Here is a 26859-nt window from a genome sequence, read left to right on the forward strand (position 1 = left end):
TTCTACGTCGTTTGGCGAAATGCCAAGGAGAAACCTTTGATAGCGAGATTGATCGATAAGTTGGTATTTGGATTTATTTTAGTGATTGCCTTACAGTTACCACAACTGGCTGATCATTATCAGCAATTTTTATCAGGCCTTTATGAATCGACTCGATGGCAGGTGGAAGGTTACGAGGCAACGGCTAAGGAATATCATTACGCCGATGTTGATGCCATGATTGCCCGCCACCAGCAAAATGAGGAGCCAAGTGTGCGTGCCGACGCTGAGCAAAAGGTACAGACACTGGCGCTTTATAAAGCGTTAACACAGGGCGTGGCGATCTTTAATACGGGCAATTTGTTTGAGAAAACTGCCTATATGTTTAACCCTGTTCGCTTTGATTATCTTGAGAAAACCATCAGTAACTTTAAGCCAGGGATACCTTTAACTTCTAGTGGTATTGGCTTTGGCGTCTTGGTGGCTTTAGTCGTGCATTATCTTGGGTCTATCCCTTTTATCCTGTGGGCAAGGCGTAACAAGCGACTTAAAACAAGTCCTTAAATCTGTGATACAGCATGCCTGCAGCGAGCATAGGTGAGCGGAACGTCGGGCCGCCGGGGAAGGTGATGTGTTTGATTTTAGCAAATACATCGAAATGTCCCGCCTGTTGGCAAATGGCCTCGGCAAGCAGTTTTGCCGCCATGTGAGTGGCATTCACGCCGTGTCCCGCATAGGCTTGGGCGTAAAAAATATTATTTGCATCAGGAAGGCGACCAATTTGTGGCATACGGTTAGCACCGATACCTATCATGCCGCCCCATTCATAATCGATACGTACCCCTTTTAATTGCGGGAAAACTTTCTCAAGATTCGGTCTCAGTGCCGCTTCAATATCTTTCGGATCTTTACCCGAATAGGTACAAAGGCCGCCAAACAGCAAACGACGATCTGCCGATAAGTGAAAGTAATCTAGGGCAATTCGCATATCCGCGAAGGCCATGTTTTGCGGGATAATACTCACGCATTGGGCCTCAGTTAAGGGCTCTGTCGCCAATAAATAACTGCCTGCAGGTAATACTTTTCCCCCTACAAAGCTATTAAGTTTGTGGCCGATATAGGCATTGCCCGCCAGCACTAAGTATTGGCATGTGACTTCGCCCTTAGCGGTAATGACCTTAGGTTTGGCGCCTTGAATGATTTTTTCAGCAGCGCTGTACTCAAACAACCTAGCGCCGAGATTACGGGCGACGCGAGCTTCACCCAGAGCAAGATTCAGCGGGTGTAAATGGCCGCTGCCCATATCTACCAGCGCACCTTGATAAAAATCTGAGCCTATGACTTCACCTAATTGTGGCTTAGTTAACAGCTTGATTTCTTGCTGATAACCCATGGCCTTGAGTGCGCTAAATTCTTCTTCAAGTTCATCCATGTGACGAGGTTTTACCGCTAAGTCGCAATAACCCATTTGCAGATCACAGTCGATACTGTGTTCTCGTATGCGATTTCGCACTATCTCGACGGCTTCAAAGCCCATCTGTTGAATTGCTTGAACACCTTCAGTGCCGATTTCACTTTGAAATTGTGCAGGGTCATGGCCTATGCCGCGAATGAGTTCGCCGCCATTACGCCCCGATGCGCCCCAGCCAATTCGCCTCGCTTCTAACAGCACGACACTCATACCGCGCTGTGCGAGTTCTATGGCGGTATTGATACCGCTAAAGCCGCCTCCCACGATACAGACATCGGCACTGATATTGCCTTCGAGTTGTGGGTGAGCGTAAATTTCTTTAGCAGTATCAACATAATAAGAGTGTGGATACTGTTCACTGTGCACTGGAGGTTTGCTTGCCATTATGGCTCCCAAAAATTGTTTTTATTGTAAATTGGACTTGTCTCAGTATACTCATCACACTTTTAACATGACGCAAAAAAGTGTTCGTTTTATTTAACACGCTTTTTATGTAGAATACAATGAAAGCAGTAAAACACGCGCTTTTTGGGCGAAAATGCGTTCTGGATGGTGTTTATCCTGAACAACCTGTTCGTCATCTATCGGGATTGACCCGAGCCTTTAGGGGGATGTGAAATTTGGATATTGGAGCCAGCCTCAAAACTGTTCGAAAAATGAAAGGCTTATCTCAACGAGAATTAGCCAAACGTGCTGGTGTGACTAACAGTACGATTTCAATGATCGAGAAAAACAGTGTTAGCCCGTCAGTCAGCTCTTTAAAAAAAGTGCTGTCGGGTATCCCGATGTCTTTAGTGGACTTTTTCTCCATTGAAGCCTCAACGGATAGTGAGCAAAAGGTCGTCTATCGATCCAATGAATTACTGAATATCGGTACTGGACCACTTGAATTTAAACTGATTGGCCGTGATTACCCGAACCGCGCAATGTCAGTGATGAATGAGATTTACCCACCCGGTTCAGATACGGGTGAAGAGATGCTAAAGCACGAAGGTGAAGAGGCCGCTATGGTGATAGAAGGTAAATTCGAACTCACTGTTGGGGATGAAGTGTATATTTTGGAAGCGGGTGACAGTTATTATTTTAACAGTGAATTGCCCCATAGATTCCGCAATCCCTTCGATGAACCTTGTCGCCTAGTGAGTGCGACTACGCCTGCAAACTTCTAATTAAGTCATTAACTTATCCTATTATTCAACATATTAGGCCACTTATTCGCTAAAAGTGAGTGGCGTAATACTGTTATTCAACATTACTGCGGATTTATACCAATCACATTAAATATCTAATCAGTTCAGAGCCTCACAGGCATTTCAATCCAAGGCGCATTGACGCAGAAATGGTCATTCCCTTTTAAGTCAATGCAACACGGGAGTGGGATGCCTGTGAGGCTCCCGAAGGGCGGCTGATGTTCACTACATGGCAACGCACTTTATACTGCGTTTAAGGCTTTCGACAGAGCACCACTATGCCTTCAAGCCTTCGCCTTGTCTAAAGCGCGTTGAACTCCCGCTGAATGAACAGATATTTAATACGATTGGTATTACCTACTTTCTAACCCTGTCATATTGGTTATGTATCCTCTTCTTTGTGTAAATAATATTGGTTCAAATTTGCTTCGAATACGGTTTAATTTACTCGGTAACAAGTGAGTTTTATGCTGGTGTAACCGCCGGTTTATATACATGAATTAGCGTGAAATGGGGCAAATATACATTTAACTACATGTTATTTATGCTTATTAAGAATAAGTGGATTAAATAACCTTTAACAAGTGTTTAACCTCTTGCCTAGTGCTAAATTTCGGTGTACTGTGTGAAAAAATGAACATTTAAAGGCAAAGTGTTCGTTATGCTAGTAAAATCAATTCTAAAGGTGAGATATGTCAGCCGATTTACCCCTCATAGGTGTTATTGCATGCAATCAACAATTGGGATCACACCCCTTTAATATTGTTGGTGAAAAATACCTTTTAGGCGTAGTTAATGGCGCGAAAGGCTGGCCGTTAGTGATCCCATCTTTAGGTGGCGATTTACCGATAGACGCTATTTTAGAGCGTCTTGACGGTATTTTGTTTACTGGCTCTCCTTCTAATGTAGAACCCCATCTTTATGCAGGCCAGCCGAGTGAGCTTGGTACACACCATGATCCTAAACGTGACGCGACAACTTTGCCGCTGATCCACGCTGCTATTGCTGCTGGGGTACCTGTATTAGGTATTTGTCGCGGTTTTCAAGAAATGAATGTGGCTTTTGGTGGCAGTTTGCACCAGAAGCTCCATGAGGTGGGTGGCTTTATTGAACATCGAGAAGATAAAACCGCATCCTTAGATGTGCAGTATGGGGCTTCTCACAGTATTACTGTTGAGCCCGGGGGGCTTATTTACGAGGCCTGGGGCCGTAACTCTGCAGAGATTAACTCTGTACATACTCAAGGCGTGGAGCGTCTGGGTGTTGGGTTGCGGCCAGAAGCTTATGCTCCAGATGGGTTAGTGGAGGCTTTCTCCGTAATTGGTACTAAAGAATTTGCCCTCGGTGTGCAATGGCATCCAGAGTGGAAGGTGAGCGAGAATCCGTTTTATCTCTCCATTTTCAATGCCTTCGGTGATGCATGCCGACGTAGGGCTACAACTCGAGTGAAATAATAATGAATAAGCTAATCGCTTTTTTAAAAGAACGAAAAATCACAGAAGTCGAATGTGTTATCAGTGACATGACTGGCATCGCCCGCGGCAAGATTGCTCCAGTCGATAAGTTTCTCGATGAAAAAGGCATGCGTTTGCCCGAAAGTGTGTTGTTGCAAACTGTGACCGGTGATTTTGTCGACGAAGAGATTTACTACAGTTTGCTCGATCCCGCCGACATCGATTTTGTTTGTGTACCCGATGAAAATGCCGTTTTTATGTTGCCTTGGACCATCGAAGCCACGGCACAGGTTATCCACGATTGCTACGACAGAATGGGTAATCCGATTGAGCTGTCACCACGTAACGTGTTGAAAAAAGTCTTGTCTCTCTATGACGAACAGGGCTGGGAACCTGTTATCGCTCCCGAAATGGAGTTCTATTTGACTCGTCGTAGTGACGACCACGATTTACCCTTAAAGCCTCCAATTGGTCGTTCAGGTCGCCCCGAAGCGGGTCGCCAGTCATTCTCTATTGATGCTGCCAACGAATATGATCCTATGTTTGAAGATATGTACGATTGGTGTGAGCTTCAAGGTTTAGATATCGATACTTTAATCCATGAAGATGGTCCCGCACAGATGGAGATTAACTTCAGCCATGGCAACGCATTATCTTTAGCTGATCAAGTGTTTATCTTTAAACGCACTTTACGGGAAGCCGCGCTGAAGCACGATGTGTGCGCCACTTTTATGGCAAAACCCGTGACGGATGAACCTGGCAGTGCGATGCATATTCATCAAAGCGTGATCAATAAAGAGACTGGCAAGAATATTTTCACCAATGAAGATGGGACTAAGAGCAAGCTATTCTTGGGATATATTGCAGGTCTACAAAAATTCATTCCTGAGTTGCTGCCACTGATGGCGCCAAATGCGAACTCGTTTCGTCGTTTCCTCCCCGGCACTTCGGCACCTGTAAACTTAGAATGGGGCGATGAAAACCGTACCTGTGGTTTACGCATTCCAGAATCTTCACCACAAAACCGTCGCATTGAAAACCGCATTCCCGGCGCCGATGCTAACTGTTATTTGGCGATTGCCGCGAGCTTGTTGTGTGGCTATATCGGCATGGTTGAGTCGCTAAAACCTTCGACTCCTGTGCAAGGTAAAGCCAATGAAAGTCGTAGCAATAATACCCATTGTTTACCACTGACATTAGAGGAAGCATTAGCGGCGATGGAAGAAAGTGATGCCTGTAAGCAATATTTAGGCGAATCCTTCACCACTGGATTTGTGGCGGTAAAACAGGCTGAACTTGAAAACTTCCGCCGTGTTGTCAGCTCATGGGAACGTGAATTCCTATTACTCACTGTGTAATGTTTTGGATTGATTGCACTGACCGTGTTGCCGCGTTAACCCAAGGAATAAGGGGTTAACGTTGGCCATAATGATACTGATGTGTGCACTGTTTTAGTGAGGTTGCACTTAACTGGTGCAACTCGTTTGTTAAATAATATGATGGTTTTTAATGGCTTGTCCGTTAAAGTGATTATTCAATTCCATTGCTTGTCTGCAAGGGAAGTAAAATAGGCTTAACAATTTTAGGTTGTTCGCTTACTAGCGTTACTAACTAATTGTTAGTCATATTTAAAATGTGTTTATCTAAGTGTTTTTTTGCGATTGCTTAGGGACTTGAGGCATTTGCCTTAATGTTGCAAAATGTACAAGTAGTGTCATATCTAGTCTATTTTTTTGAGTGTTAATGCAATACCGATGCCTCGAAAATTTGGCACGAAACCTGATACTTAACAAATTGCAGCAAGATATAAAGTAGGCATGGTTATCATGCCGTAGAGACTGCCGATGCGGTTTTTAAGGTGTAGCATTGGTCGAAAATAACAACAATATCCGGGCAGCCCGGTGACACAATGTCAGAATTTGCTTAAGCAGTTCTGCTACCCGAGAAAGGAGAAAGCATGAAGCTATTTAATAAGATGACCACATTAGCGCTGGTGACTGCGAGCGTATTTGCGAGCGCAGTGGCCCAAGCGGAAGAAGTGGTTCGCGTGTATAACTGGTCAGATTATATCGCGGAAGATACCTTAGAAAACTTCAAGAAAGAAACGAGCATTAGGGTAATTTACGATGTATTTGATAGTAATGAAGTGCTTGAGGCTAAATTACTGTCTGGTCGTAGTGGCTACGATATCGTTGTACCTTCTAACCACTTTCTCGCTAAGCAAATCAAAGCGGGTGCTTTCAAACCTTTAGACCGCGCTAAGTTACCTAATTTTAAAAATTTAAATCCAGCCCTGATGAAGTTGCTTGAAAAAGCCGATCCGGGTAACCAATATGCCGTGCCTTATTTATGGGGAACCAATGGCATTGGTTACAACATAGATAAAGTGAAAGCCGCTGTGGGGGAAGATGCGCCATTTAACTCAATGGAACTGATCTTCAATCCTAAATACGCTGAAAAAATTTCTAAGTGTGGCTTTGCTATGTTGGACTCTGCCGACGACATGGTGCCACAGGCGATGATTTATTTAGGCTTAGATCCTAACAGCACTAAGGCTGAAGATTATGAAAAAGCGGGTGAGTTACTGGAAAAAATTCGTCCTTATGTGACGTATTTCCATTCTTCACGTTATATTTCTGACTTAGCGAACGGTGACATCTGTGTTGCTTACGGTTTCTCCGGTGACGTATTCCAGGCGAAGGCCCGTGCTGAAGAAGCAAAAAATGGCAATAAGATTGGCTACTCCATTCCAAAAGAAGGTGCCAATCTGTGGTTCGATATGTTAGCTATCCCAGCTGATTCAACGAACGTCGATAATGCACTGACGCTGATTAACTATTTTCTACGTCCAGAAGTCATAGCGCCTATCTCTAACTATGTGGCCTATGCTAACCCGAACGATCCCGCTCAACCTCTGGTTGATGAGGCTATCCGTACCGATCCTGCGATCTATCCACCACAAGAAGTGTTAGACAAACTTTATATCGGTGAAATTCGTCCTTTGAAAATTCAGCGCGTATTAACCCGTGTTTGGACCAAAGTGAAGTCAGGACAATAGTCGATAGGGGGCAAGCCTAGCTTGCCCCCAGCTTGGCAAACTTCTATGTCCAATCCTATGCATAGTTAATCCACGTATAGGATTTGACACAGTTTGTTTAACCACTTTTCATTCATTAATCGTGTTGAACCTAGAGTTTGAGCGTATCTACGCCTCATTTTCGGGTGGAGAAGTACTATGGCAATCACCTCGGGCGTCACCAATAAACCGACAACAAAGACGCAAGAAAAAGTACTGCTCAAGATTGAGCGGGTAAGCAAATTATTCGATGACGTGCGGGCTGTCGACGATGTGTCATTAACTATCAATAAAGGCGAAATTTTTGCCTTACTTGGCGGGTCAGGCTCGGGTAAGTCAACACTACTGCGCATGTTGGCGGGTTTTGAAAAGCCCACCTCTGGCCGTATTTTCCTTGATGGGGAAGATATCACCGATTTACCGCCATACGAACGTCCCATCAATATGATGTTTCAATCCTATGCTTTGTTTCCCCACATGACAGTGGCACAAAACATTGCATTTGGTTTGAAGCAAGACAAGCTGCCTAAAGCCGAAATTGAACTGCGTGTGCAAGATATGCTGAAACTCGTGCATATGGAGCAATATGGTAAGCGTAAACCGCATCAGTTATCCGGTGGTCAGCGCCAGCGTGTTGCACTGGCCCGTTCATTGGCGAAACGACCTAAATTATTACTGCTCGATGAGCCTATGGGCGCATTGGACAAAAAACTGCGTACCCAAATGCAACTCGAAGTGGTTGAAATCCTTGAGCGTGTCGGCGTGACCTGCGTGATGGTGACCCACGATCAGGAAGAAGCCATGACAATGGCAGGTCGAATTTCGATCATGAGTGATGGCTGGATTGCTCAAACTGGCTCGCCAATGGATATTTACGAAAGCCCTAACAGCCGCATGATCGCCGAGTTTATCGGTACTGTGAATTTGTTTGGTGGCGCGATTGAAGTGGATGAAGTCGACCATCTGATCATTAAGTCTAATGATTTGGCCCAACCTTTCTATGTCGGTTATGGCGTCACGACTAACGTTGAAGATAAGAATGTTTGGCTAGCAGTGCGTCCCGAAAAGACCATTATTAGCCGTGAACAGCCTGAAGGTCAGTACAACTGGGCGAAAGGAATCGTACATGATATCGCGTATTTAGGTGGTATTTCAGTCTATTACATTCGTTTAGAGAATGGTCAAATCGTACAGTGCAGTATGACTAACCGTGAACGCCGCGCCGATCATGCCACATGGGATGACGAAGTGTTCATTAGTTGGGAGGACACCAGTGGAGTGGTGTTGAGATCATGAAGAAACCCATTAAATTAAAGTGGCTTAAGGGCCGCTTCTGGACCATAGGTATTCCCTACGCTTGGCTGCTGCTGTTTTTTGCCCTACCGTTTGCGATTGTCCTTAAACTGAGTTTTTCGACGGCGGCGATTGCTATTCCGCCCTATGAAGCAACATTCCAATATGCTGACGATGTATTAAATATCTTCCTGCATTTGGGTAACTATTTGATGTTGCTCGATGATTCGCTATATTACATGGCTTATCTCAGCTCATTGAAAATGGCGTTAATTTCGACCTTGGGCTGCTTGATTATTGGCTACCCAATGGCCTATGCCATTGCCCGTGCCCCTGCGCGGTTGCAAACCGTGCTGTTGCTGTTAGTTATGTTGCCTTCTTGGACCTCATTTTTAATCCGTGTTTACGCTTGGATGGGGATCTTAAGTAACACAGGGATCATCAACAATTCACTGATGTGGTTGGGGATTATTTCTGAGCCGTTACAGATCCTCAATACCAATATTGCCGTGTATATCGGCATCATCTATGCGTATTTACCCTTTATGATTTTGCCCTTGTACGCCACCTTAGTGAAACTTGATATGAGTTTGATTGAAGCTGCGTCTGACTTAGGTTCGAGCCGTTTGAATACCTTCTGGAAAATCACTTTCCCGCTGTCAAAAAGTGGTGTGATTGCTGGTTCTATGTTGGTGTTTATTCCTGCCGTGGGTGAGTTTGTGATCCCAGAGCTACTCGGTGGTCCCGATTCCTTGATGATAGGTCGAGTGTTATGGCAAGAGTTTTTCAATAACCGCGACTGGCCTGTGGCTTCGTCACTGGCGATTGTGATGTTGGGTCTATTGATTATTCCGATCACTTTATTCCATCGCTATCAGGCGCGTAGTTTGGAGAAAGACCTATGAAAAAATTAAGCTTTTCTTCAGTGATGCTCTGGTTTGGCTTGTTTTTCTTGTATGCACCTATGTTAGTGCTGGTGATTTATTCCTTTAACGACTCTAAATTAGTGACGGTATGGGGCGGATTTTCACCTAAATGGTATGGCGAGTTATTTCAAGACCAACAGATTTTAGATGCAGTATGGACCAGTCTGCGGATAGCGTTTTATAGCTCAACTATGGCGGTCATTATCGGCACTATGGCAGCCTTTGTGATGACACGCTTTAAGCGTTCATGGGCAAAACTGACCCTGTCGAACATGATTACTGCACCGCTGGTAATGCCTGAAGTGATCACTGGTCTGTCTTTGCTTTTACTGTTTGTGCACATGGCAGATTTGTTGGGCTGGCCCAGAGAGCGTGGCATGATGACAGTGTGGATTGCACACTCAACATTTTGTGCTGCCTATGTGGCTGTGGTGGTGTCTTCAAGATTGCGCGAGCTTGATATGTCAATCGAAGAGGCGGCAATGGACTTAGGGGCAACACCGCTCAAGACTTTCTTCTTGATTACTGTGCCTATGATTTCGCCGGCGCTGGTGGCGGGTTGGTTGTTGTCATTCAGTTTGTCCTTAGACGATTTAGTGATCGCAAGCTTTGCCTCAGGCCCTGGTGCAACGACCTTGCCTATGGTGGTGTTCTCTTCGGTACGTTTAGGGGTTTCCCCTAAGATCAATGCCTTAGCGACGCTGATCATACTGTGTGTTTCACTCATCGCTTTCCTTTCTTGGTATATGGCAAGACGGGCAGAGAAACGCGACCGTACACCAATGAACTAGTTAGCTTAATTTGGGGATGGCTTTGGTATTGCCAAAGCCATCCTTGATATTTGTCACCGCTCCCATCACCCGCTTTGCTTTGCAGGCTAGTCCTGTTACTCAAGATCACCAGAATTGAATCACTGAGCTAAAAATAATCTCGTGTTTGATATATCAAACAAAATGTAAATTATTGCGCTTTTCTGGCTAGTGTTTCGTTTTATGAAGGTGTAGGATGTGATGGCTGTTTAAAATAATGAACATTAGAATTCAAGGGAACAACATGTCTGCCATAGCTCACGCTGGATCATATTATGCGGCATCGGCCAACGATAAGGTTGAACGTCCGCGTCTACAGGAATCGATTGAAGCCGATGTTTGTGTGATTGGCGCAGGTTATACAGGCCTTTCTGCTGCGCTGCATTTATTAGAATCGGGCATGAGTGTGGTGGTGTTAGAAGCCGCTCGCATTGGCTGGGGCGCCTCGGGCCGTAATGGCGGGCAAATCGTTAATAGTTATAGCCGTGACATTGATACTATTGAAAAAACAGTCGGTAAAGAACAAGGTAAACTCTTTGGCCAAATGGCCTTTGAGGGCGGGCAAATCATCCGCGATCGTATTGCTAAGTATAATATTCAATGCGATCTAAAAGATGGCGGCGTGTTTGCCGCGATGAACGAAAAGCAAATGGGCCATTTACGCCATCAAAAACAACTGTGGGAAAGCCACGGCCATGTTAATCAGCTCGAACTCCTCGATGCCAAAGGCATTCGCGGTGTGGTAAATACTGAGCGCTATGTCGGTGGTCTGCTCGATAAAAGCGGTGGCCATATTCACCCGCTTAATTTAGCCCTAGGCGAAGCGCGAGCGGTTGAATCCCTCGGCGGTAAAATTTTTGAAGACTCAGCAGTGCTGAGTGTCGATGAAGGCGATAGCCCAGTTGTGCATACGGCGCAGGGCAGTGTAAAAACCAAGTTTGTGGTCGTGGCAGGTAACGCTTATTTAGGTAAGTTAATGCCTGAGTTGCAGGCGAAATCTATGCCCTGCGGCACGCAAGTGATTACCACAGAGCCTTTGAGTGCCGATCTGGCGGCGAGTTTATTACCACAGGATTACTGCGTCGAAGATTGTAACTATCTACTCGATTATTTCCGTCTGTCTGGCGACAAGCGGATGATTTACGGTGGCGGCGTAGTGTATGGCGCCCGCGATCCGGCGGATATCAAATCGATCATTATTCCGAACATGCTCAAAACCTTCCCACAATTAAAGGATGTGAAGATCGATTATGCGTGGACAGGTAACTTCCTACTGACGCTATCGCGCCTGCCACAGGTCGGTCGTATCGGTAAGAACATCTATTATTCACAGGGTTGCAGTGGCCACGGTGTCACTTATACCCATCTGGCGGGCAAGTTACTGGCCGAGATGCTCAACGGCCAAGCCACGCGCTTCGATGCCTTTGCTGCATTGCCACATTATCCTTTTCCCGGCGGTCACGCACTTCGCGTCCCTTTTAGTGCTATCGGAGCTTGGTATTACACGTTAAGAGACAAACTAGGTCTCTAACATCATCACTTTTAAGAAGCTAGGTAGCTTCACAATACGAGGAAATCCTTGTGCAATTAAATGATCCGAGTTTGCTACGTCAACAGTCTTTTATTAATGGTCAATGGTGTGATGCCGTTTCTGGTGACACGCTAAAGGTGGTTAATCCCGCAACCAATGCCCTGATTGGCTACGTTCCTAATATGGGACAAGTTGAAACTGAAATGGCGATTAAGTCGGCAGAAGCGGCTTTACCTGCATGGCGATCGCTCACAGCCAAAGAGCGCGGTGCTAAGTTAAGGCGTTGGTTTGAATTACTCAATGAAAACAGTGATGACTTAGCATTACTCATGACGACTGAGCAGGGTAAACCGCTGGCTGAAGCGAAAGGTGAAGTAACCTATGCCGCTTCGTTTATCGAGTGGTTTGCCGAAGAAGCGAAACGTATTTATGGCGATACCATTCCTGGGCATCAAGGGGATAAACGCTTGATGGTAATTAAGCAGCCTGTCGGTGTAACCGCCGCGATTACGCCGTGGAACTTTCCTGCTGCTATGATCACCCGTAAAGCCGCTCCAGCGTTAGCTGCGGGTTGCACTATGGTGGTAAAACCTGCGCACCAAACACCCTTTACCGCATTAGCGATGGCTGAACTTGCTAAGCGTGCCGGTATTCCTGCGGGCGTATTTAGTGTGTTAACGGGTGATGCGGTGCAGATTGGTAATGAAATGTGCAGCAACCCGATAGTGCGTAAGCTGTCTTTCACTGGCTCAACCAATATCGGTATTAAATTAATGGCGCAATGTGCGCCTACCTTAAAAAAACTGTCGCTAGAGCTTGGCGGCAATGCACCATTTATCGTATTTAACGATGCCAATATCGATGCCGCTGTCGAAGGCGCCATGATAGCTAAATATCGTAATGCCGGCCAAACCTGCGTCTGCGCTAACCGCATTTATGTGCAAGACGGTGTATACGACGAGTTTGCCTTAAAACTTAGCACTGCTGTTGGCAAGCTTAAGGTCGGAGAGGGCATCAACGAGGGCATCACTACGGGTCCGTTGATCAATGCTGCCGCGGTCGAGAAAGTACAAAGTCACCTTATCGATGCTATCGCTAAAGGCGCCTCTGTGATCGCGGGCGGCAAAGTTCATGATCTTGGCGGTAATTTCTTCGAGCCAACCGTGCTCACCAATGTCGATAAAAGCATGCTTGTTGCCCGCGAAGAAACCTTTGGTCCACTCGCGCCGCTGTTTAAATTCAGCGATGTCGACGATGTGATCAAACAAGCTAACGATACTGAATTTGGCCTTGCCGCCTATTTCTATGGCCGCGATATTTCGCTGGTGTGGAAAGTCGCCGAAGCCTTGGAATACGGCATGGTGGGCGTCAACACTGGCTTGATTTCGACGGAAGTTGCGCCCTTTGGCGGGATGAAATCCTCAGGGCTGGGTCGCGAAGGTTCTAAGTTCGGCATCGAAGAATATTTAGAAATGAAGTACATCTGCATGTCCGTTTAATACGGTCCGATTTGGCGTGTGAGGAACACTAAATGACAACAACCAATGATTCATTGATGGCACGTCGCCAAGCCGCAGTTGCGGGTGGTGTCGGGCAAATTCACCCTATTTTTACCGCCCGCGCCGAAAATGCGACTGTGTGGGATGTTGAAGGTCGCGAGTTTATCGATTTTGCGGGCGGCATTGCCGTGCTCAATACGGGTCACCTTCACCCTAAAGTGAAGGCGGCGGTTGCGGCTCAGCTGGATAATTTTTCCCATACCTGTTTTATGGTGCTCGGCTACGAGAGCTATATCCAAGTATGTGAAAAGCTCAATCAACTGGTTCCTGGGGATTTTGCCAAGAAGACGGCACTATTCACTAGTGGTTCAGAAGCGGTTGAAAACGCCGTTAAAGTGGCGCGTGCCTATACCAAACGTGCTGGCGTGATTGCGTTTACCTCGGGCTACCATGGTCGCACTATTGCGGCCTTGGCATTGACCGGAAAAGTCGCTCCCTATAGCAAAGGTATGGGGTTGATGTCGGCGAATGTGTTCCGCGCCGAGTTCCCCTGCGAAATGCATGGCGTGTCCGATGATGATGCTATGGCCTCGATTGAACGTATCTTTAAAAATGATGCCGAGCCAAGTGATATCGCCGCCATTATTTTAGAGCCAGTGCAGGGCGAGGGCGGTTTCTACGCCGCATCGCCCGCCTTTATGCAACGTTTACGCGCACTATGCGACCGTGAAGGTATTATGCTGATCGCCGATGAAGTGCAAACGGGCGCTGGCCGTACTGGCACTTTCTTCGCTATGGAGCAAATGGGGGTTGCTGCAGATATCACGACCTTTGCTAAATCTATCGCGGGTGGGTTCCCACTCTCAGGTATTACCGGCCGCGCCCAAGTCATGGATGCAGTGGGTCCCGGTGGTCTTGGCGGTACTTATGGTGGTAATCCGTTAGCGTGCGCCGCTGCGCTTGCTGTCATTGAAGTGTTTGAAGAAGAAAAGCTGTTAGACCGCGCCAATGCCATAGGCGAGCGTATTAAGTCAGCACTGAATATGATGCAGGTCGAACATGCGCAAATCGCCGATGTGCGTGGTTTAGGCGCTATGATCGCCATCGAATTGATGGAAGAGGGCAAACCTGCACCGCACTATTGCGCGCAAGTGTTGGCTGAAGCTCGTAACCGTGGATTGATTTTATTATCCTGCGGTACCTACGGTAATGTGCTGCGTATTTTGGTGCCATTAACGGCGCCGGATGCACAAATTGATGCAGGCCTTGGTATTCTTAGCGCCAGCTTCAATGCCGTACTGAAAAGCTAATATTGCTTTGATATAAAAAGGTTTTAGATGACAGTGTTGCCCAATAAAAATCCCGCTTCTGCGGGATTTTTTATGGCAGCCATTTTTACTGCCAATGACTTTCAGCACTCATCAGTTAAATGAATCACTACTTTTTAATATCCATTAGGATCTGTAATGCTTTTTTGCGTTTATCAAGATCATACAAGTCGTTGGTAAAGATAAACTCATTCACGCCGAGTTCTTTTACGATCATTTCCAAACGATGCTTAATCGTCGCTGGGCCACCAGTAACTGATAAACCTAAGAAGTTATCGACATAGGTTTCTTCTTGCGCACTCCATAAGCCATCCATAGTATCAACTGGTGGCTTTAGCCATAACTCGTGACCACGGATAAGTGCCAGCACGCGCTGTTTTGAGGTCGTGCCCAAATATTGCGCCTCTTCATCTGTATCGGCGGCAACTAACGGTAAGCCAAGCATCACATAGGGTTTATCAAGCACTTGAGAAGGTTTAAAGTCGCGGCGATAGATTTCAATCGCATCGTAGAGAAAGCGTGGTGCAAAGTGGCCCGCAAACACATAGGGCAAGCCGCGCTGCGCCGCTAACTGTGCGCTAAAAAGACTCGAGCCCAATAACCAAATTGGCACATTAGTGCCTTCTCCGGGAATCGCTCGCACCGCATGGCGACCATTGTAAGGGCCAAGTAGAGTTTGTAATTCACTGACTTCTTCGGGGAATTGTTCGGCGCGACTGGTATCACGGTTCAGTGCTCGGCTGGTAATTTGATCGCTGCCGGGCGCGCGGCCCAGTCCTAAATCGATTCGACCAGGATATAAGCTTTCAAGGGTACCGAACTGTTCGGCGACCACTAAAGGCGCATGGTTTGGCAGCATAATCCCACCCGCGCCGACGCGAATACGCTGAGTATTGCCAGCAATATAGCCAATTAATACCGAGGTCGCCGCGCTAGCGATACCGGGCATATTATGGTGTTCGGCAAACCAAAAACGATTAAAGCCGAGTCTGTCGGCTTCCTTGGCATACTGCAAACTGCTGTGCAGTGTTTCACCCACGGTTGAGCCTTGGCGCATGGGCGCGAGTTCCAATAGCGAGAAGGGAATATCGGCCAATATTGATGTCTGTTCTGACATAGTGTCTCCAAGTGACTGCCGTTTTTGCTAACGACAACAAGAGGCGCTAACTGTGTTAGGCGTATTGTTCGTTGCATTGCTAGGCTCATTGCTAAGAAAAAGCGTTAACGGCTCAGTCTTGATGAATAAAAGGTATTCAGTGTTATTGATATGGGGTTAACGACACTGCTTCTCAAGCTTTAATGGATAACACTTTTCCCTTTGTTATTTCATTCGTTATTCAATTTGAGTTTGCACTTGAGCATCGCCATACAACTGAGTGTGTACTCGCTTTGTAACAAATTGAGGGGCTGAAGTCATCCGTGATTGAGGGCCGATAATGTGGAACTGAAGTTCTTATTCTCAGCAACTCAGCGCTAAGCCCGTCACAGTGGGATTGCATGACTTTCGCTAAAGCTCATTTGGTTATGAGTAGCAATATAAGGGTATAAACGATGTTGAATGAAGTGATGAAAAAACTGCCGATAGCAGGGTTATCGGCAGTTAATGTTATGCAATAGATAAATCGCTATTGTCAGTCGAGCATTACTGCTCGGCTTTCACATCCCGTAGCGATGCTGCAGCACTTTCATTAATATCATGATCAGCAGCATTGTTATGTGAATGGTGAGTCTCAGTCAGGCGACGCATCAGAGGTAATACCGCAAGTGCGATAAAGGTACAGACCACAGCGGCTATACCTAGTTTATTAAACAGACTTGTGTATACGGGTAAGGTTTGCAGTGGGTCGACTAAATCCTTGGGTACACTGGCGAAGTTAGCAACCACACCGCCCAAATACTGGGAAATACCTGATGCGACGAAATAGGCACCCATCATAAAGCCGCCCATGCGTGCAGGTACGTAACGAGCAATCATGGCAAGTCCAAGACCACTCACCAGCAATTCCCCTAAAGAGTAAGAGGCATAGCCCCAGATCATGATCCATGAAGAGGTTTTACCATTGACGGCAAATTGGCCCGCAAAGCCATAGATAAAGAAGCCAATCGCCACAACGGCAAAACCGAGAGCAAATTTCGCCGCGATAGAAAAGTCTTTATCATTGCGTCCAGCCCACGAATAGCTCCATGCGAGTACTGGACTTAATACCATAATCCATAATGGATTTAATGCTTGGAACTGGGCAGGTGACCAAGTCCACAAGTGGGTACCAAAAACTTGAAAATCCCAATCCACGTTACGCAGGGCAAACAGCGCGAGTGACGTTGACATTTGTTGATAGAAAATAAAGAAGAACACAGTTTGCACGGTAAGGATCAGTGCTGCAATCAGTCCAGCTCTTTCACTGGTTTCGCTGGTGCGGATCAAGTGGAAGAAGATTGCCAATACGGCTACGCCTGCTGCATAAACGAAGACGCGCGCAACAGCTTCGTATTCAAGAATAATGGCTGAAGCGACAACCGACAATGCGGATAGACCCAATACAATCGCGAGGTTTTTCTTGTTCACTGGGCGAGTATCTGGCTCAGAACCGTAATGGACTAGACTCTTACGCATGAGTGCATAGTTACCTAACCCCACCAATATACCGACACAGCACACAGCAAAGGCCGCGTGCCAGCCAAATTCGTTGCCATATTGGGCGTTAACGTAATCTTTAATCCAAGGCGTGAGCAACATAGAGAAGGTCGAACCCACGTTTACCGCCATGTAATAGATGGTAAAAGCACTGTCGATTTTAGAATCGTCACCTTCATAGATTTTACGGACTAAGTTACCCGCATTCGGCTTGAATAGGCCGTTACCGACCACAATCACGCCGAGCGCTGAAAACATAAACCACGTATTTTCAGTGGGTACGGCCATTAGCGCATAACCCAGAGAGAGGATCCCCGCACCGAGCAGCATAGTGCGTTTGGTGCCGAGAATTTTATCCCCAACCCAGCCACCAATCGCTGGTGATACATAAATAAGTGCCGCACAGGCACTCCATACTAAGTTTGCACGTGAGTCATCAAAGCCAAGGCGCTGCACCATAAAGTACACAATCAGCGCTTGCATGCCGTAATAACCAAAGCGTTCCCATAATTCGATAAGAGACACTGTCATAAATGAATGTGTTTTACTTACCGGAGCAGTCCCAATAGTCATATCGCTTGCTTCCAACATTGTTGTTTTAATATTTGAGCTCAAAAGTATAAGGCGATAACCAATTCAAACCAATGGCAGACATAGGCAAAAACAGACTTTGTTACAAATGACCTTATCAATTTTAAGGTGGATTTAAGCGGAGACAGTTTTATCCAAGTTTTTCTGCTGCGGATAAATCAAGGAACATTCGCAGTACTATCGGATAAGCAGATAATGGCATGTGCGGGTATGCGCTATGGTGTATTTAAATACATTGAGGTTGATTGCTGTTTGTCCAGCAGGCATAGTGCGCTTGGAAATTCTAATGTAGATCACTTTAAAACGAAAAGTTCTACTTAGCAGCGTCTCTACAGTTGCAGATATGCATCAGGTTGTTAATGCACCGCTTTGCGTTAAATATATTTAAACGGAGTATATGAATGTTACGAATTGGTATCGATCTTGGTGGCACAAAAATCGAGGTAGTCGCATTAGATAGCGATGGTAACGAAGTCTTTCGTAAACGCATCCCGACACCGAGAGAATATGTTGCGACAGTCAATGCTTTGGTTGCATTGGTAACTGAAGTCGAAGACAGCCTGCAGCAAACCGCCACTATCGGAATAGGTATTCCTGGGGTTGTTTCTCCTTTTACTGGCCTAGTAAAAAACGCTAATTCAACTTGGATCAATGGTCATCCACTTGATGTGGATCTGGGGACTCGATTAAATCGTAAAGTAAAAATTGCTAATGATGCGAACTGTTTTGCCGTATCAGAAGCGGTAGATGGCGCTGCCGCAGGAAAGTCCGTTGTATTTGGTGCCATTATTGGAACGGGATGTGGTGCTGGTATCGCAATTAAAGGCCAAGTACATGACGGTGGCAATGGTATTGGTGGTGAGTGGGGCCATAATCCTTTACCGTGGATGAAAGCCGATGAATTTAATACCACGACGTGTTTTTGTGGTAATAGAGACTGTATCGAAACGTTTATATCTGGAACGGGTTTTGTTCGCGACTTTCGCGCTGCGGGCGGTGTTGCTGACAGCGGTATTGAAATTGCCCAAATGATGCAAGCGGGAGATCCGCTGGCAACTCAAGCATTTAACCGTTTTATTGACCGTTTAGCCCGCTCATTGGCACATGTGATCAATATGATGGATCCTGATGTTATCGTCCTTGGCGGCGGAGTGTCCAACATCGATGCCATTTACACTGAATTGCCAAAAGTTTTACCCTTATATGTGGTTGGCCGTGAGTGTCACACTCCGGTTGTTAAAAACTGTTATGGCGCTTCATCGGGCGTGCGTGGCGCCGCTTGGTTGTGGGGACGCTAACTTTAACCTTAATTTGAAATAGTGTTTGATATTTAAGGCCGAATTCATTTATTTGAATTTGGCCTTTTTTTGATTTTGTCATTCTAAAGTTTTACATTTCATTAGCAACTCTTTATCTTAAGTGCTGGTAATTCTTACGCTAAGTGCTATTTTTAATGCTGGGTAGAAAGTATAAAAATGAATTAGATCATAATAATTACGCTATTGTCGTTCTCTTGGGAGTTTACTAGATGAAGCATTTGTCCATCAGTACTAAGTTGTTGTGGATTACATCAGCATTATTTTTATCGATAGTGGCTATTTTATCTATCAGTTTATGGTGGACGCTGTCGGCTCAAAACGCACAATTGTCGGATCAAGTTCAAAATACCCTACAAACGGAAACGCGGGATAAACTCGAAGCCCGCGCCGGTGAATATGGTGAAATGGTCGCCGGATTTATCAATGAAGCCTACCGTATTCCTTTCTCTTTTGCGGGTATGCTAGAAAGTACCGCTGACGAATTACCTTTAAAGCGCGACCGCTTAGAACTCGCAGTGGCGGCAGTGCTGAAGAAGAATGCGCAAGTCTCTTCCATGTATGCCCAGTTCGAACCTAATGGTTATGATGGGCTCGACAGTGAGTTTTTGAATGTTAATGTCAGTCACAGTGTGGCGACATCTGGCGCTCTAGAGGTCTATTACACCCGTAACGACGATGGCACTGTGGAGCATAACCAAGTTGAAGATTCGGCAGAAAAGTACCTCACTAGCTTAAATGAGTTTGGGATCCGTGATGCTGAATGGTATTTATGTGGTAAAGAAACCTTAAAGCCCTGTTTAATGGAGCCGTACTTATACGAGATCACTCCAGGCAACAAAGCATTAATGACCTCGTTGACTGTGCCCGTGCTTAAACATAAGCAATTTATCGGCATAGTCGGTGTAGATGTAAACTTGCCAGTGTTTCAAACCCTTATCGATAAGTTATCCAAAAGCCTCTACGATGGACAAGCAAAAGTCACTTTGCTGAGTACCCGTGGTTTAGTGGTCGCGGCAAGTCATTACAGTAAAAAGGCGCGTCCATTAGCTGAGTCGATAAATCCAACTCTCGCCTCGCAAATTATCTCGTTGCACAAGAATTCCGGCTACATGGTTAACGATGATGAAATTATTGTTGCCTACCCCATTAAGATCCCGCTAGCGAATGCCGAGTGGTCCTTGGTTATCCAAGTACCGACTGCACAGGCGTATAAAAGCTCGATTGAGCTTAATAATGATATGGATGAAATGGCGACTTCCTTAGGCAGTTTGCTGCTGATCGTGGGTATTGTGGTATCGATTGCCGCTGTAATTACCATTAGCTTAGTGATCCGTAGCATTATCTCACCATTGAGAATGATCCAAGGCCGGGTAGAGCACCTTGCGAGTGCCGATGGCGATTTAACGCAATCGATTGAGGTTGATTCCCATGCTGAATTGATTGCGCTAGCGAAAGGTTTCAATTCCTTTATTTATAAACTTAAAAATTTGATTGCCGAACTGAAAACGCTTGCGAGCCGCTCTCAGGAGGAAAGCCAAGCCTCTGCCAAAATTGCGCAGCTCACCCGTGACAGTGTGAATCGCCAGTACGGTGAAATTGAGAGTGTAGTAACGGCTGTGAACCAAATGAGTGCTACTGCACTTGAGGTTGCTAAGGCATCAGAGCAAACTGCGGCTGAAACTGAAGCTATGTCGCGAAATATTCGTCATAGCGAAGAGAGCCTGACTAAGGCAATGGGTTTTGTCGCGACTATGTCTCAGGAGTCTATGGAGGCTAAGCTGGCGGTGAGTAAAGTGGCTGAAAGCAGTATGAACATCAGTCGTATCCTTGAGGTGATAAGCTCCATTGCCGCACAAACAAACCTGCTGGCATTAAATGCGGCGATTGAAGCGGCGAGGGCGGGTGAACAAGGACGGGGTTTTGCCGTGGTGGCTGACGAAGTCCGTGCGTTGGCATCTAAGACTCAAAGCTCGACGAATGATATTAGTACTCTTATTGATGCACTACAAAAAGAAGTTCAAAGTGCTTCTGGCATCATAGATAAAGGCGCGGAACGGGCACAAATGGCCGTATCTCAAACTGAGCAAGCGCTGAACTCATTGAACTCTATGGTGAGTCAGATTGAAGAAATTTCGGGCCAAGTGACCCATATCGCGGCAGCAGCAGAAGAGCAGAGCGCGGTGACTGAAGAGGTTAATCGCAATATTACAGGCATTTCTGATTCGGCTTCTGAACTTGCGCGTCTTGCGGGTGAAGCGCAACAGAGCAGTGTAGTTTTAGCAAACTTAGTGAAGCAGCAACATGAGCAGTTAGGCAAGTTAAAAACCTAGCACTCAGATATTTGTGGAGTTAGCTCATTGATTTTAAATAGGCTTTTTGATTGTGTTGCAGCTTAACACTTATCAAAGAGCCTATTTTTATGGATATTTAAATAGCATCGAATAGGCTAAAAATTTAAAACAGTTCAGCGAGGGGAATGTGTAAATACACGGATATTGTGTGATAAATTGCGGAGATCAGTTTTTAGATACGAAAAAGCCCATCTTTCAATGGGCTTTTTTGTTGAATCGGGTGGTGGCCCCTCACGGACTTGAACCGTGGACCTAACGATTATGAGTCATAAAAATGGCAAGATTCAATGAGATAATAAATTAATCTAATGAGACATAAAACTTAGTAAGATTAATGCTTTACTATGTTGCTGGTGGTCTTGTATTGTTTTGTTATATCTCATTCAGTCTTGCCACTACGTCACCCGTTACAGCAACTGTAACACTAGGCTATGGCAATGCTTTAACTCAAGGCCATGCCATGACAACAAAAGCCCTCACGGAACGCGAAGTCAAAGGTGCAAAACCCAAAGACAATAAGTATGAATTAATTGACTCATCCCGCGAGCGTGGAGCAGGTCGTTTAGTCATTGCTGTTTACCCTTCAGGTGCCAAAGTCTTTTCGTTCAAATATCAAATTGACAGTAAGCGGCAATATGTTCAATTAGGCCGTTACCCCTCTATGACGCTTGCACAAGCGCGCGAAATTTCTCAGCCGCTAGCGGGGATGTTAAAGCAGGGGCTTGATCCCAAAATTGAAATTGAAAAGGAGCAAGCAAAAGAAAAGGCCGCTCAGCAAGTTGAGGCAAAGAAAGGTAGCCTAGGCCAGCTATTTGAAGGTTATACCCAGCAAATGAAGGTTGACGGCAAACGAACCTTTAAAGCCGTGTTACATGCGCTTGAAGCGGAAGTTTACCCAATAGTAAAGCCTGAAACTAAGGCTAAGGACGTAAGCGTAGATGACATTAAGTTGATTCTAGGACGGATCATTCGCAGAGGGGCAGCAGTTCAAAGCAACCGTATTCGCTCATACCTTAGTGCCGCTTTTAACTATGGTCTTAAGCATGATAATGATCCTGCCAAAATGGGCTGTGATGTTTTATTTGGCATTGGCTTTAATCCTGTACTCGCAATACCAAAGCAGACGGCCGCCGAAAGCGTTGGTGAAAATTACCTTACCTTTGATGAAACGCGAGAGTTATTAGCCATACTCGAAACCCGCGAAGGTTTTAGGATGGGGTTTCATGTAGCCAAGTTAATACAGCTTTGTTTTTATACTGGTGGGCAACGTCCCTACGAGCTAGCGGCTAGCCGATGGGATGCAATCAACTGGAATGAAGCGACACTTGAAATTATTGCTGATGTATCAAAAAACAAACGTGCTCACCTGTTACCTTTGGTTGAGTCTGCAATAACAATACTTGAACAGCTTTATGCTGAAAGAGATCCATTAAACCCCTTCATTTTTCCGCATAAATTCGACCATAGCCAGCATATGCGGCTTGATTCCTTATCGCAAAGTCTTTGCCGTTATCGGGAAGCTAGACCAGACGCGAAACACTTTGTTGCTCGTGATATTAGGCGCACTTGTAAAACACTTATGGGCGCGCTAGGCATATCTAAGGACATTAGGGACAGATTACAGAACCATGCCCTTAATGACGTATCTAGCAAGCATTATGACCGTTACAGCTACTTGCCCGAAAAGCGCATAGCCCTTGAAGCATGGGAAGCTAAGTTAAACGAAGTTGAGCAGGGAAATGTTGTTAGTTTGAGGCCATGTCATGCCAAATAAGAGATTAATTAATGCAGGATCTGATGGATTTTCATCTACAGAAGACATAAAGGTGTTATTGAAAAGTCTTGAAAAAATGATTTCAAAATTAGAGTTAATAGATGATGTAAATATCCCAGATGACATAGGGGAGATTAAACGCGAAATGCTAGAAAAGGCTAATGACAGTGTTTTAAATTATCGAGATGGGAAGCGTCTGACTGTGCTCAGCGATATGTTCAAAGGAATCGTAACAGACCCTAAACTACTGGAGATTCATAATTCACTACTTGCCGCAGCATTATTGGCAAGAGCGTGTGGTCTTGAAGGAATGTATTCTCATTATTATAGGCAAAGTTTTGTATTAATTGAGAAGTTTGTAACGGAAAGGCTAGCGTCTGTTCATCATTCTGAAAAAAGAACTACTTCATCGCAGACGGAAGCTAGAACGTTAGCTAAACAATTCTGGCAAGAATCCCCTCACTTTACTTTGCAAAATGTATCCGAATTGGTGGCTAGTAAAATGAACCTTGCTCCAGTGACAATTAGACAATACATATCCGATTTGAACCCACGAAAAGGTCAGCGTGGACGCCCAAAAAAGTAGGGAGTTAGTAACTACCTTTTTTTTATATCTCAAAAATGCCTCATTCTTACGATGTCTTTTTAAGTAACATTGAGGTTCAACACATGACACAAACTAATCAACTACAACCGCTTATCAACTATAAGCAAATGGAAGTACTTACAGGTCGCGATCGTCGCTCTATCTGGCGTTGGTGGGCCAAAGATAAATCTTTCCCGAAACCAATAATGAAAGGCGGGCGCGCAATAGGCTGGAAGCAAGAGCAATACAATGAGTGGCTAGCTCAGTTAGAAGGGGCTAATCATGAGTAAAGATAATAAAAAGGGCTGCGTGTATCTTGGCGGATCGGACGCAGCCCGTGTAACAGCCTTAAGCAAAGCTATCGGTTCAAATACTAGCCTAATTAATATTGAAGGGCTACCAAATGATTTAAAGCATGTTAGTGGTGGATATTGTGGTCAGCTTCTTTTATTGCTTATTTATCACAACCCTCTAATTGATACCCATAAAATTCATGAAATACTGGGCGTTTCAAATGCCCATGATATTAGCAAAAAGCTATCAAAGCGCCTTGCTAAAGCTGGCTATAAAATTGAAAAACTACCGCGGTATGGAACGAAAAAGCCCTATTGCTGGCAGTTAAGAGAGGTCGATCATGAGTGAGAACTTAATTCGTGATGTGGTTACCCTCGCTAGCGGTCAGTGGCTGAATATCGTGAATAGTCTTTGTGGTGACATAGTTTATAAGAAGGCGCAACCATGCCCTAATTGCGGTGGCTATGACCGTTTTACCTTTGATGATTTAGAAGGTCGTGGAACCTATGTTTGCCGTGGGTGTGGTAGCGGTGATGGTTTATCGCTGGTGGCAAAGGTGCACAGCGTAAACGCACGAGGAGCGGCTTTAATGGTCGCGCCTTATGTTGGTTTATCCATTGGCCATAAAGTTGATACCGCAGCCCTTGAGAGCAGTAAACGAAAGGCTGAACAAGCAAAGGTACAAGAGGGGCTAAAGCTTACCGCTAAACAAGCAAAAGCCGCTACAAGGGCGCTCTGTACAATTAAAACCTGTAAGCCTGCCCTCGCCAGCAATATTTATCTACAGGCAAAACAAGTGCAGCCATTTGATACGTTTGAGCTAGCAAACACGCTTTACTTATACGGCGATCACAAGATGGATATTGGCTCGCTGGTGGTGCCAGTATTTAACCCGCAATTGGCTGGCTTGCAGTTTATAAAGCCTAACGGTGAAAAGCATATTTTGGCAGGCACAAGGCTAAAAGGCGGCTTTTATCCGTTATCAGGTAAAGACAGCAATCAGGTCTACATTGGTGAAGGTTTTGCCACTTGTGCAGCGGTGGCTGAATGCGTACCCAATGCGTTGGTATTGTGTGCTTTCAGTGCAGGTAATTTGATTAATGTTGCTTTAGGTGTGCGGAAATGTAGGCCAAAGGCTGACATTGTGATTATTGCCGATAATGACGAAAGCGGAACGGGCGAGCGCGAAGCTATCAAGGCTGCCTTAGCGGTAAATGGCGCATACATAATGCCACCAGCAGTACAGGAGGTGGCCTAATGAGTACGGACTGTGCTGATATTTCAAAAGCTGAACGAATGGACGTTATTGATCACCCTATAAAGCCGCAAGTGGCTGATGTTTATTTAGAACCACTAGCAAAGATAAAGGAGCGTGAATCGCTGTTCTCGCTAGCGCAGGGATGGGAGGGCTACGATCAACAATTTAGCTATTTAATCAAAGGCTTTTTACCTGCTAATTCGTTTGGCATGATTTACGGGGCATCGGGTAGCTACAAATCATTTCATGCGTTGTCATGGGCTGTTCATATCGCTTTGGGCTTAGATTGGAATGGCTGCCGTGTTCAGAGTCGCCCAGTCCTTTATATTGCGGGTGAAGGTGGCGTTGGTGTTAGCCGTAGGTTGAAGGCTTTAGCCATGAGATACCATAATGGTTTGCAGCTTTCACGGCTGTACCGTATTGATTTTGGTGTGCAGGTGACAGACGGTTTCCAGATGAATGAATTAGTGAAGCTTATTCAGAATAAAGCGAAAGAAGTTGATGAGCCTTTTGGGTTAGTCATCATTGATACTTTGGCGCGGAGTTTTGGCGGTGCGGATGAAAACCAAGCTAGAGATATGGGAGCGTTTATATCTGCTTGTGATCAAATCAGAGCTAATACTGGTGGTGCTACATTGTTAATCGTCCATCATAGCGGAGTACAAGACAAGGAGAGGGCGAGAGGCTCATCATCTTTACGGGCGGCGTGTGATTTTGAATATCGCATAGAGCGAGAACGTGAGCCTAAATTGGCTTACATTCTCACAGCGACTAAATCCAAAGATGAGAAAGAGCAACCCGCTCAGGCGTTCGAGTTGGTAGAGCATAAGTTATTTACAGATGATGATGGTGATGACGTACGATCATTAGCTGCTTTAAATGTGGGCATGGTGCCTTTAGAGCCCGTTACTCAAGATATAAAGCCACTAACAGCTAGCGAGCAGGCATTATATCAAGCGGTTCGCTCAAGAATGGTCAGTGAGGAATCTACCGCCATTGCTGTGATAAGGGATGACTTAAAAGCTCAAGGCCAGAAGGGGATCAGTAATTTCTCAAAGTGGCTTAAGGGCTGTATTGATAAAGGCGTTTTAAAGGAAATTGACGGTAGGTTAGTCACTGTGGTTGTAGCTCCTGATTGACCTTTTTTGCTCGTTCGTTTGCTATGGCTCTTAGGGGGAAATAAAACGAACGAGTAAAATAGAGGCTAATCACAAGTATTTTTTGCTGCTAGCTAGACCTTTGAACTAAGCCTCCTTAGCTGGGGGCTTTTTATTAGGTGGGTGTCGCAAGGTTTTACGGGGATCTATACACATTTAAATACAGCTTTCAAATGAGTAGCGTAACTGGCGTATTTTTAAGCTGTGGCGGTCAAGAAAATTACGCACACGTTAGTTAATCTAAATTCGATACGCATTAGCGAGAGTTTTCGGAAGTCATGAACATTGTAAAAATGAGCCAAATAATGTTCTTTCTAAAATGCGTTATAAAATAATAT

22 protein-coding genes are annotated in these 26859 nt (G+C 45.4%); 19 read left to right on the forward strand and 3 right to left on the reverse strand.

Annotation, left to right across the window (positions count from 1 at the left end; translation table 11 throughout):
• Positions 1 to 36: 36 nt before the first annotated feature.
• Complete coding sequence (locus L5L97_RS00360) at positions 37 to 543, forward strand: DUF2937 family protein (protein ID WP_028760887.1); 507 nt, start codon at positions 37 to 39, stop codon at positions 541 to 543.
• Here L5L97_RS00360 and L5L97_RS00365 read toward each other — a convergent pair.
• A complete protein-coding gene (locus tag L5L97_RS00365) occupies positions 527 to 1834 on the reverse strand; it encodes an NAD(P)/FAD-dependent oxidoreductase (RefSeq protein ID WP_263180781.1) in 1308 nt (435 codons plus the stop codon). The genes L5L97_RS00360 and L5L97_RS00365 overlap by 17 nt on opposite strands.
• Positions 1835 to 2070: 236 nt before the next feature.
• Between L5L97_RS00365 and L5L97_RS00370 the strand changes: the two genes are divergently transcribed.
• The 10 genes from L5L97_RS00370 (at position 2071) to gabT (ending at position 14538) form a co-directional block, all read left to right on the forward strand.
• The gene (locus L5L97_RS00370) at positions 2071 to 2619 is read left to right on the forward strand and encodes a cupin domain-containing protein (protein ID WP_028760885.1); all 549 of its coding nucleotides are present in this window, start codon (positions 2071 to 2073) and stop codon (positions 2617 to 2619) included.
• A 713-nt stretch (positions 2620 to 3332) separates the two neighbouring features.
• A complete protein-coding gene (locus tag L5L97_RS00375) occupies positions 3333 to 4094 on the forward strand; it encodes a gamma-glutamyl-gamma-aminobutyrate hydrolase family protein (protein ID WP_105249909.1) in 762 nt (253 codons plus the stop codon).
• A gap of 2 nt (positions 4095 to 4096) precedes the next feature.
• Entirely contained in the window at positions 4097 to 5452 is a 1356-nt protein-coding gene (locus tag L5L97_RS00380) for a glutamine synthetase family protein (RefSeq protein WP_105249908.1), read from the forward strand.
• Between the two features lie 599 nt (positions 5453 to 6051).
• Positions 6052 to 7152 carry a polyamine ABC transporter substrate-binding protein gene (locus L5L97_RS00385; protein ID WP_028760882.1) on the forward strand — a complete coding sequence of 367 codons (1101 nt, stop codon included), beginning with the start codon at positions 6052 to 6054 and terminating at the stop codon, positions 7150 to 7152.
• A 177-nt stretch (positions 7153 to 7329) separates the two neighbouring features.
• Entirely contained in the window at positions 7330 to 8466 is a 1137-nt protein-coding gene (gene potA / locus L5L97_RS00390; protein ID WP_263180782.1) for a polyamine ABC transporter ATP-binding protein, read from the forward strand.
• Complete coding sequence (locus L5L97_RS00395) at positions 8463 to 9368, forward strand: ABC transporter permease subunit (RefSeq protein WP_028760880.1); 906 nt, start codon at positions 8463 to 8465, stop codon at positions 9366 to 9368. Before potA ends, L5L97_RS00395 begins: the two co-directional genes overlap by 4 nt.
• The gene (locus L5L97_RS00400) at positions 9365 to 10180 is read left to right on the forward strand and encodes an ABC transporter permease subunit (RefSeq protein ID WP_105249905.1); all 816 of its coding nucleotides are present in this window, start codon (positions 9365 to 9367) and stop codon (positions 10178 to 10180) included. Before L5L97_RS00395 ends, L5L97_RS00400 begins: the two co-directional genes overlap by 4 nt.
• Positions 10181 to 10442: 262 nt before the next feature.
• A complete protein-coding gene (locus L5L97_RS00405; protein ID WP_028760878.1) occupies positions 10443 to 11729 on the forward strand; it encodes an NAD(P)/FAD-dependent oxidoreductase in 1287 nt (428 codons plus the stop codon).
• 50 nt (positions 11730 to 11779) lie between these two features.
• Positions 11780 to 13228, forward strand: coding sequence for an NADP-dependent succinate-semialdehyde dehydrogenase (gene gabD / locus L5L97_RS00410; RefSeq protein ID WP_263180783.1), 1449 nt, complete (start codon positions 11780 to 11782; stop codon positions 13226 to 13228).
• A gap of 32 nt (positions 13229 to 13260) precedes the next feature.
• Entirely contained in the window at positions 13261 to 14538 is a 1278-nt protein-coding gene (gene gabT / locus L5L97_RS00415) for a 4-aminobutyrate--2-oxoglutarate transaminase (protein ID WP_263180784.1), read from the forward strand.
• A 127-nt stretch (positions 14539 to 14665) separates the two neighbouring features.
• Here gabT and L5L97_RS00420 read toward each other — a convergent pair whose 3' ends face one another.
• Together L5L97_RS00420 and L5L97_RS00425 are read right to left on the reverse strand one after the other, a co-directional pair.
• Entirely contained in the window at positions 14666 to 15673 is a 1008-nt protein-coding gene (locus L5L97_RS00420; protein WP_263180785.1) for an LLM class flavin-dependent oxidoreductase, read from the reverse strand.
• A 525-nt stretch (positions 15674 to 16198) separates the two neighbouring features.
• Positions 16199 to 17764 (reverse strand): peptide MFS transporter, encoded by a 1566-nt coding sequence (locus L5L97_RS00425; protein WP_028760874.1) that lies wholly within the window; start codon positions 17762 to 17764, stop codon positions 16199 to 16201.
• A 419-nt stretch (positions 17765 to 18183) separates the two neighbouring features.
• Between L5L97_RS00425 and mak the strand changes: the two genes are divergently transcribed.
• The 8 genes from mak (at position 18184) to L5L97_RS00465 (ending at position 26503) form a co-directional block, all read left to right on the forward strand.
• Entirely contained in the window at positions 18184 to 19080 is an 897-nt protein-coding gene (gene mak, locus L5L97_RS00430) for a fructokinase (RefSeq protein ID WP_263180786.1), read from the forward strand.
• Between the two features lie 230 nt (positions 19081 to 19310).
• Positions 19311 to 21431, forward strand: coding sequence for a methyl-accepting chemotaxis protein (locus tag L5L97_RS00435; protein ID WP_263180787.1), 2121 nt, complete (start codon positions 19311 to 19313; stop codon positions 21429 to 21431).
• Between the two features lie 481 nt (positions 21432 to 21912).
• Positions 21913 to 23226: a tyrosine-type recombinase/integrase gene (locus L5L97_RS00440; protein ID WP_261271917.1), complete on the forward strand. Its 1314-nt coding sequence runs from the start codon at positions 21913 to 21915 to the stop codon at positions 23224 to 23226.
• A complete protein-coding gene (locus L5L97_RS00445; protein WP_263180788.1) occupies positions 23216 to 23812 on the forward strand; it encodes a hypothetical protein in 597 nt (198 codons plus the stop codon). Before L5L97_RS00440 ends, L5L97_RS00445 begins: the two co-directional genes overlap by 11 nt.
• A gap of 83 nt (positions 23813 to 23895) precedes the next feature.
• Positions 23896 to 24102: a helix-turn-helix transcriptional regulator gene (locus L5L97_RS00450; protein WP_259514757.1), complete on the forward strand. Its 207-nt coding sequence runs from the start codon at positions 23896 to 23898 to the stop codon at positions 24100 to 24102.
• On the forward strand, positions 24095 to 24454 hold the full coding sequence (locus tag L5L97_RS00455; RefSeq protein WP_263180789.1) for a hypothetical protein: 360 nt from the start codon (positions 24095 to 24097) through the stop codon (positions 24452 to 24454). Before L5L97_RS00450 ends, L5L97_RS00455 begins: the two co-directional genes overlap by 8 nt.
• Positions 24447 to 25364 carry a primase-helicase zinc-binding domain-containing protein gene (locus tag L5L97_RS00460; protein ID WP_263180790.1) on the forward strand — a complete coding sequence of 306 codons (918 nt, stop codon included), beginning with the start codon at positions 24447 to 24449 and terminating at the stop codon, positions 25362 to 25364. Before L5L97_RS00455 ends, L5L97_RS00460 begins: the two co-directional genes overlap by 8 nt.
• A 38-nt stretch (positions 25365 to 25402) precedes the next feature.
• Positions 25403 to 26503, forward strand: a complete 1101-nt coding sequence (locus L5L97_RS00465; RefSeq protein ID WP_263180791.1) for a helicase RepA family protein — start codon at positions 25403 to 25405, stop codon at positions 26501 to 26503.
• The last annotated feature ends 356 nt before the right edge of the window (positions 26504 to 26859 follow it).

The sequence above is a fragment of the Shewanella sp. SM71 genome (assembly GCF_025653905.1).
In the GTDB taxonomy this organism is placed as follows: domain Bacteria; phylum Pseudomonadota; class Gammaproteobacteria; order Enterobacterales; family Shewanellaceae; genus Shewanella; species Shewanella oncorhynchi.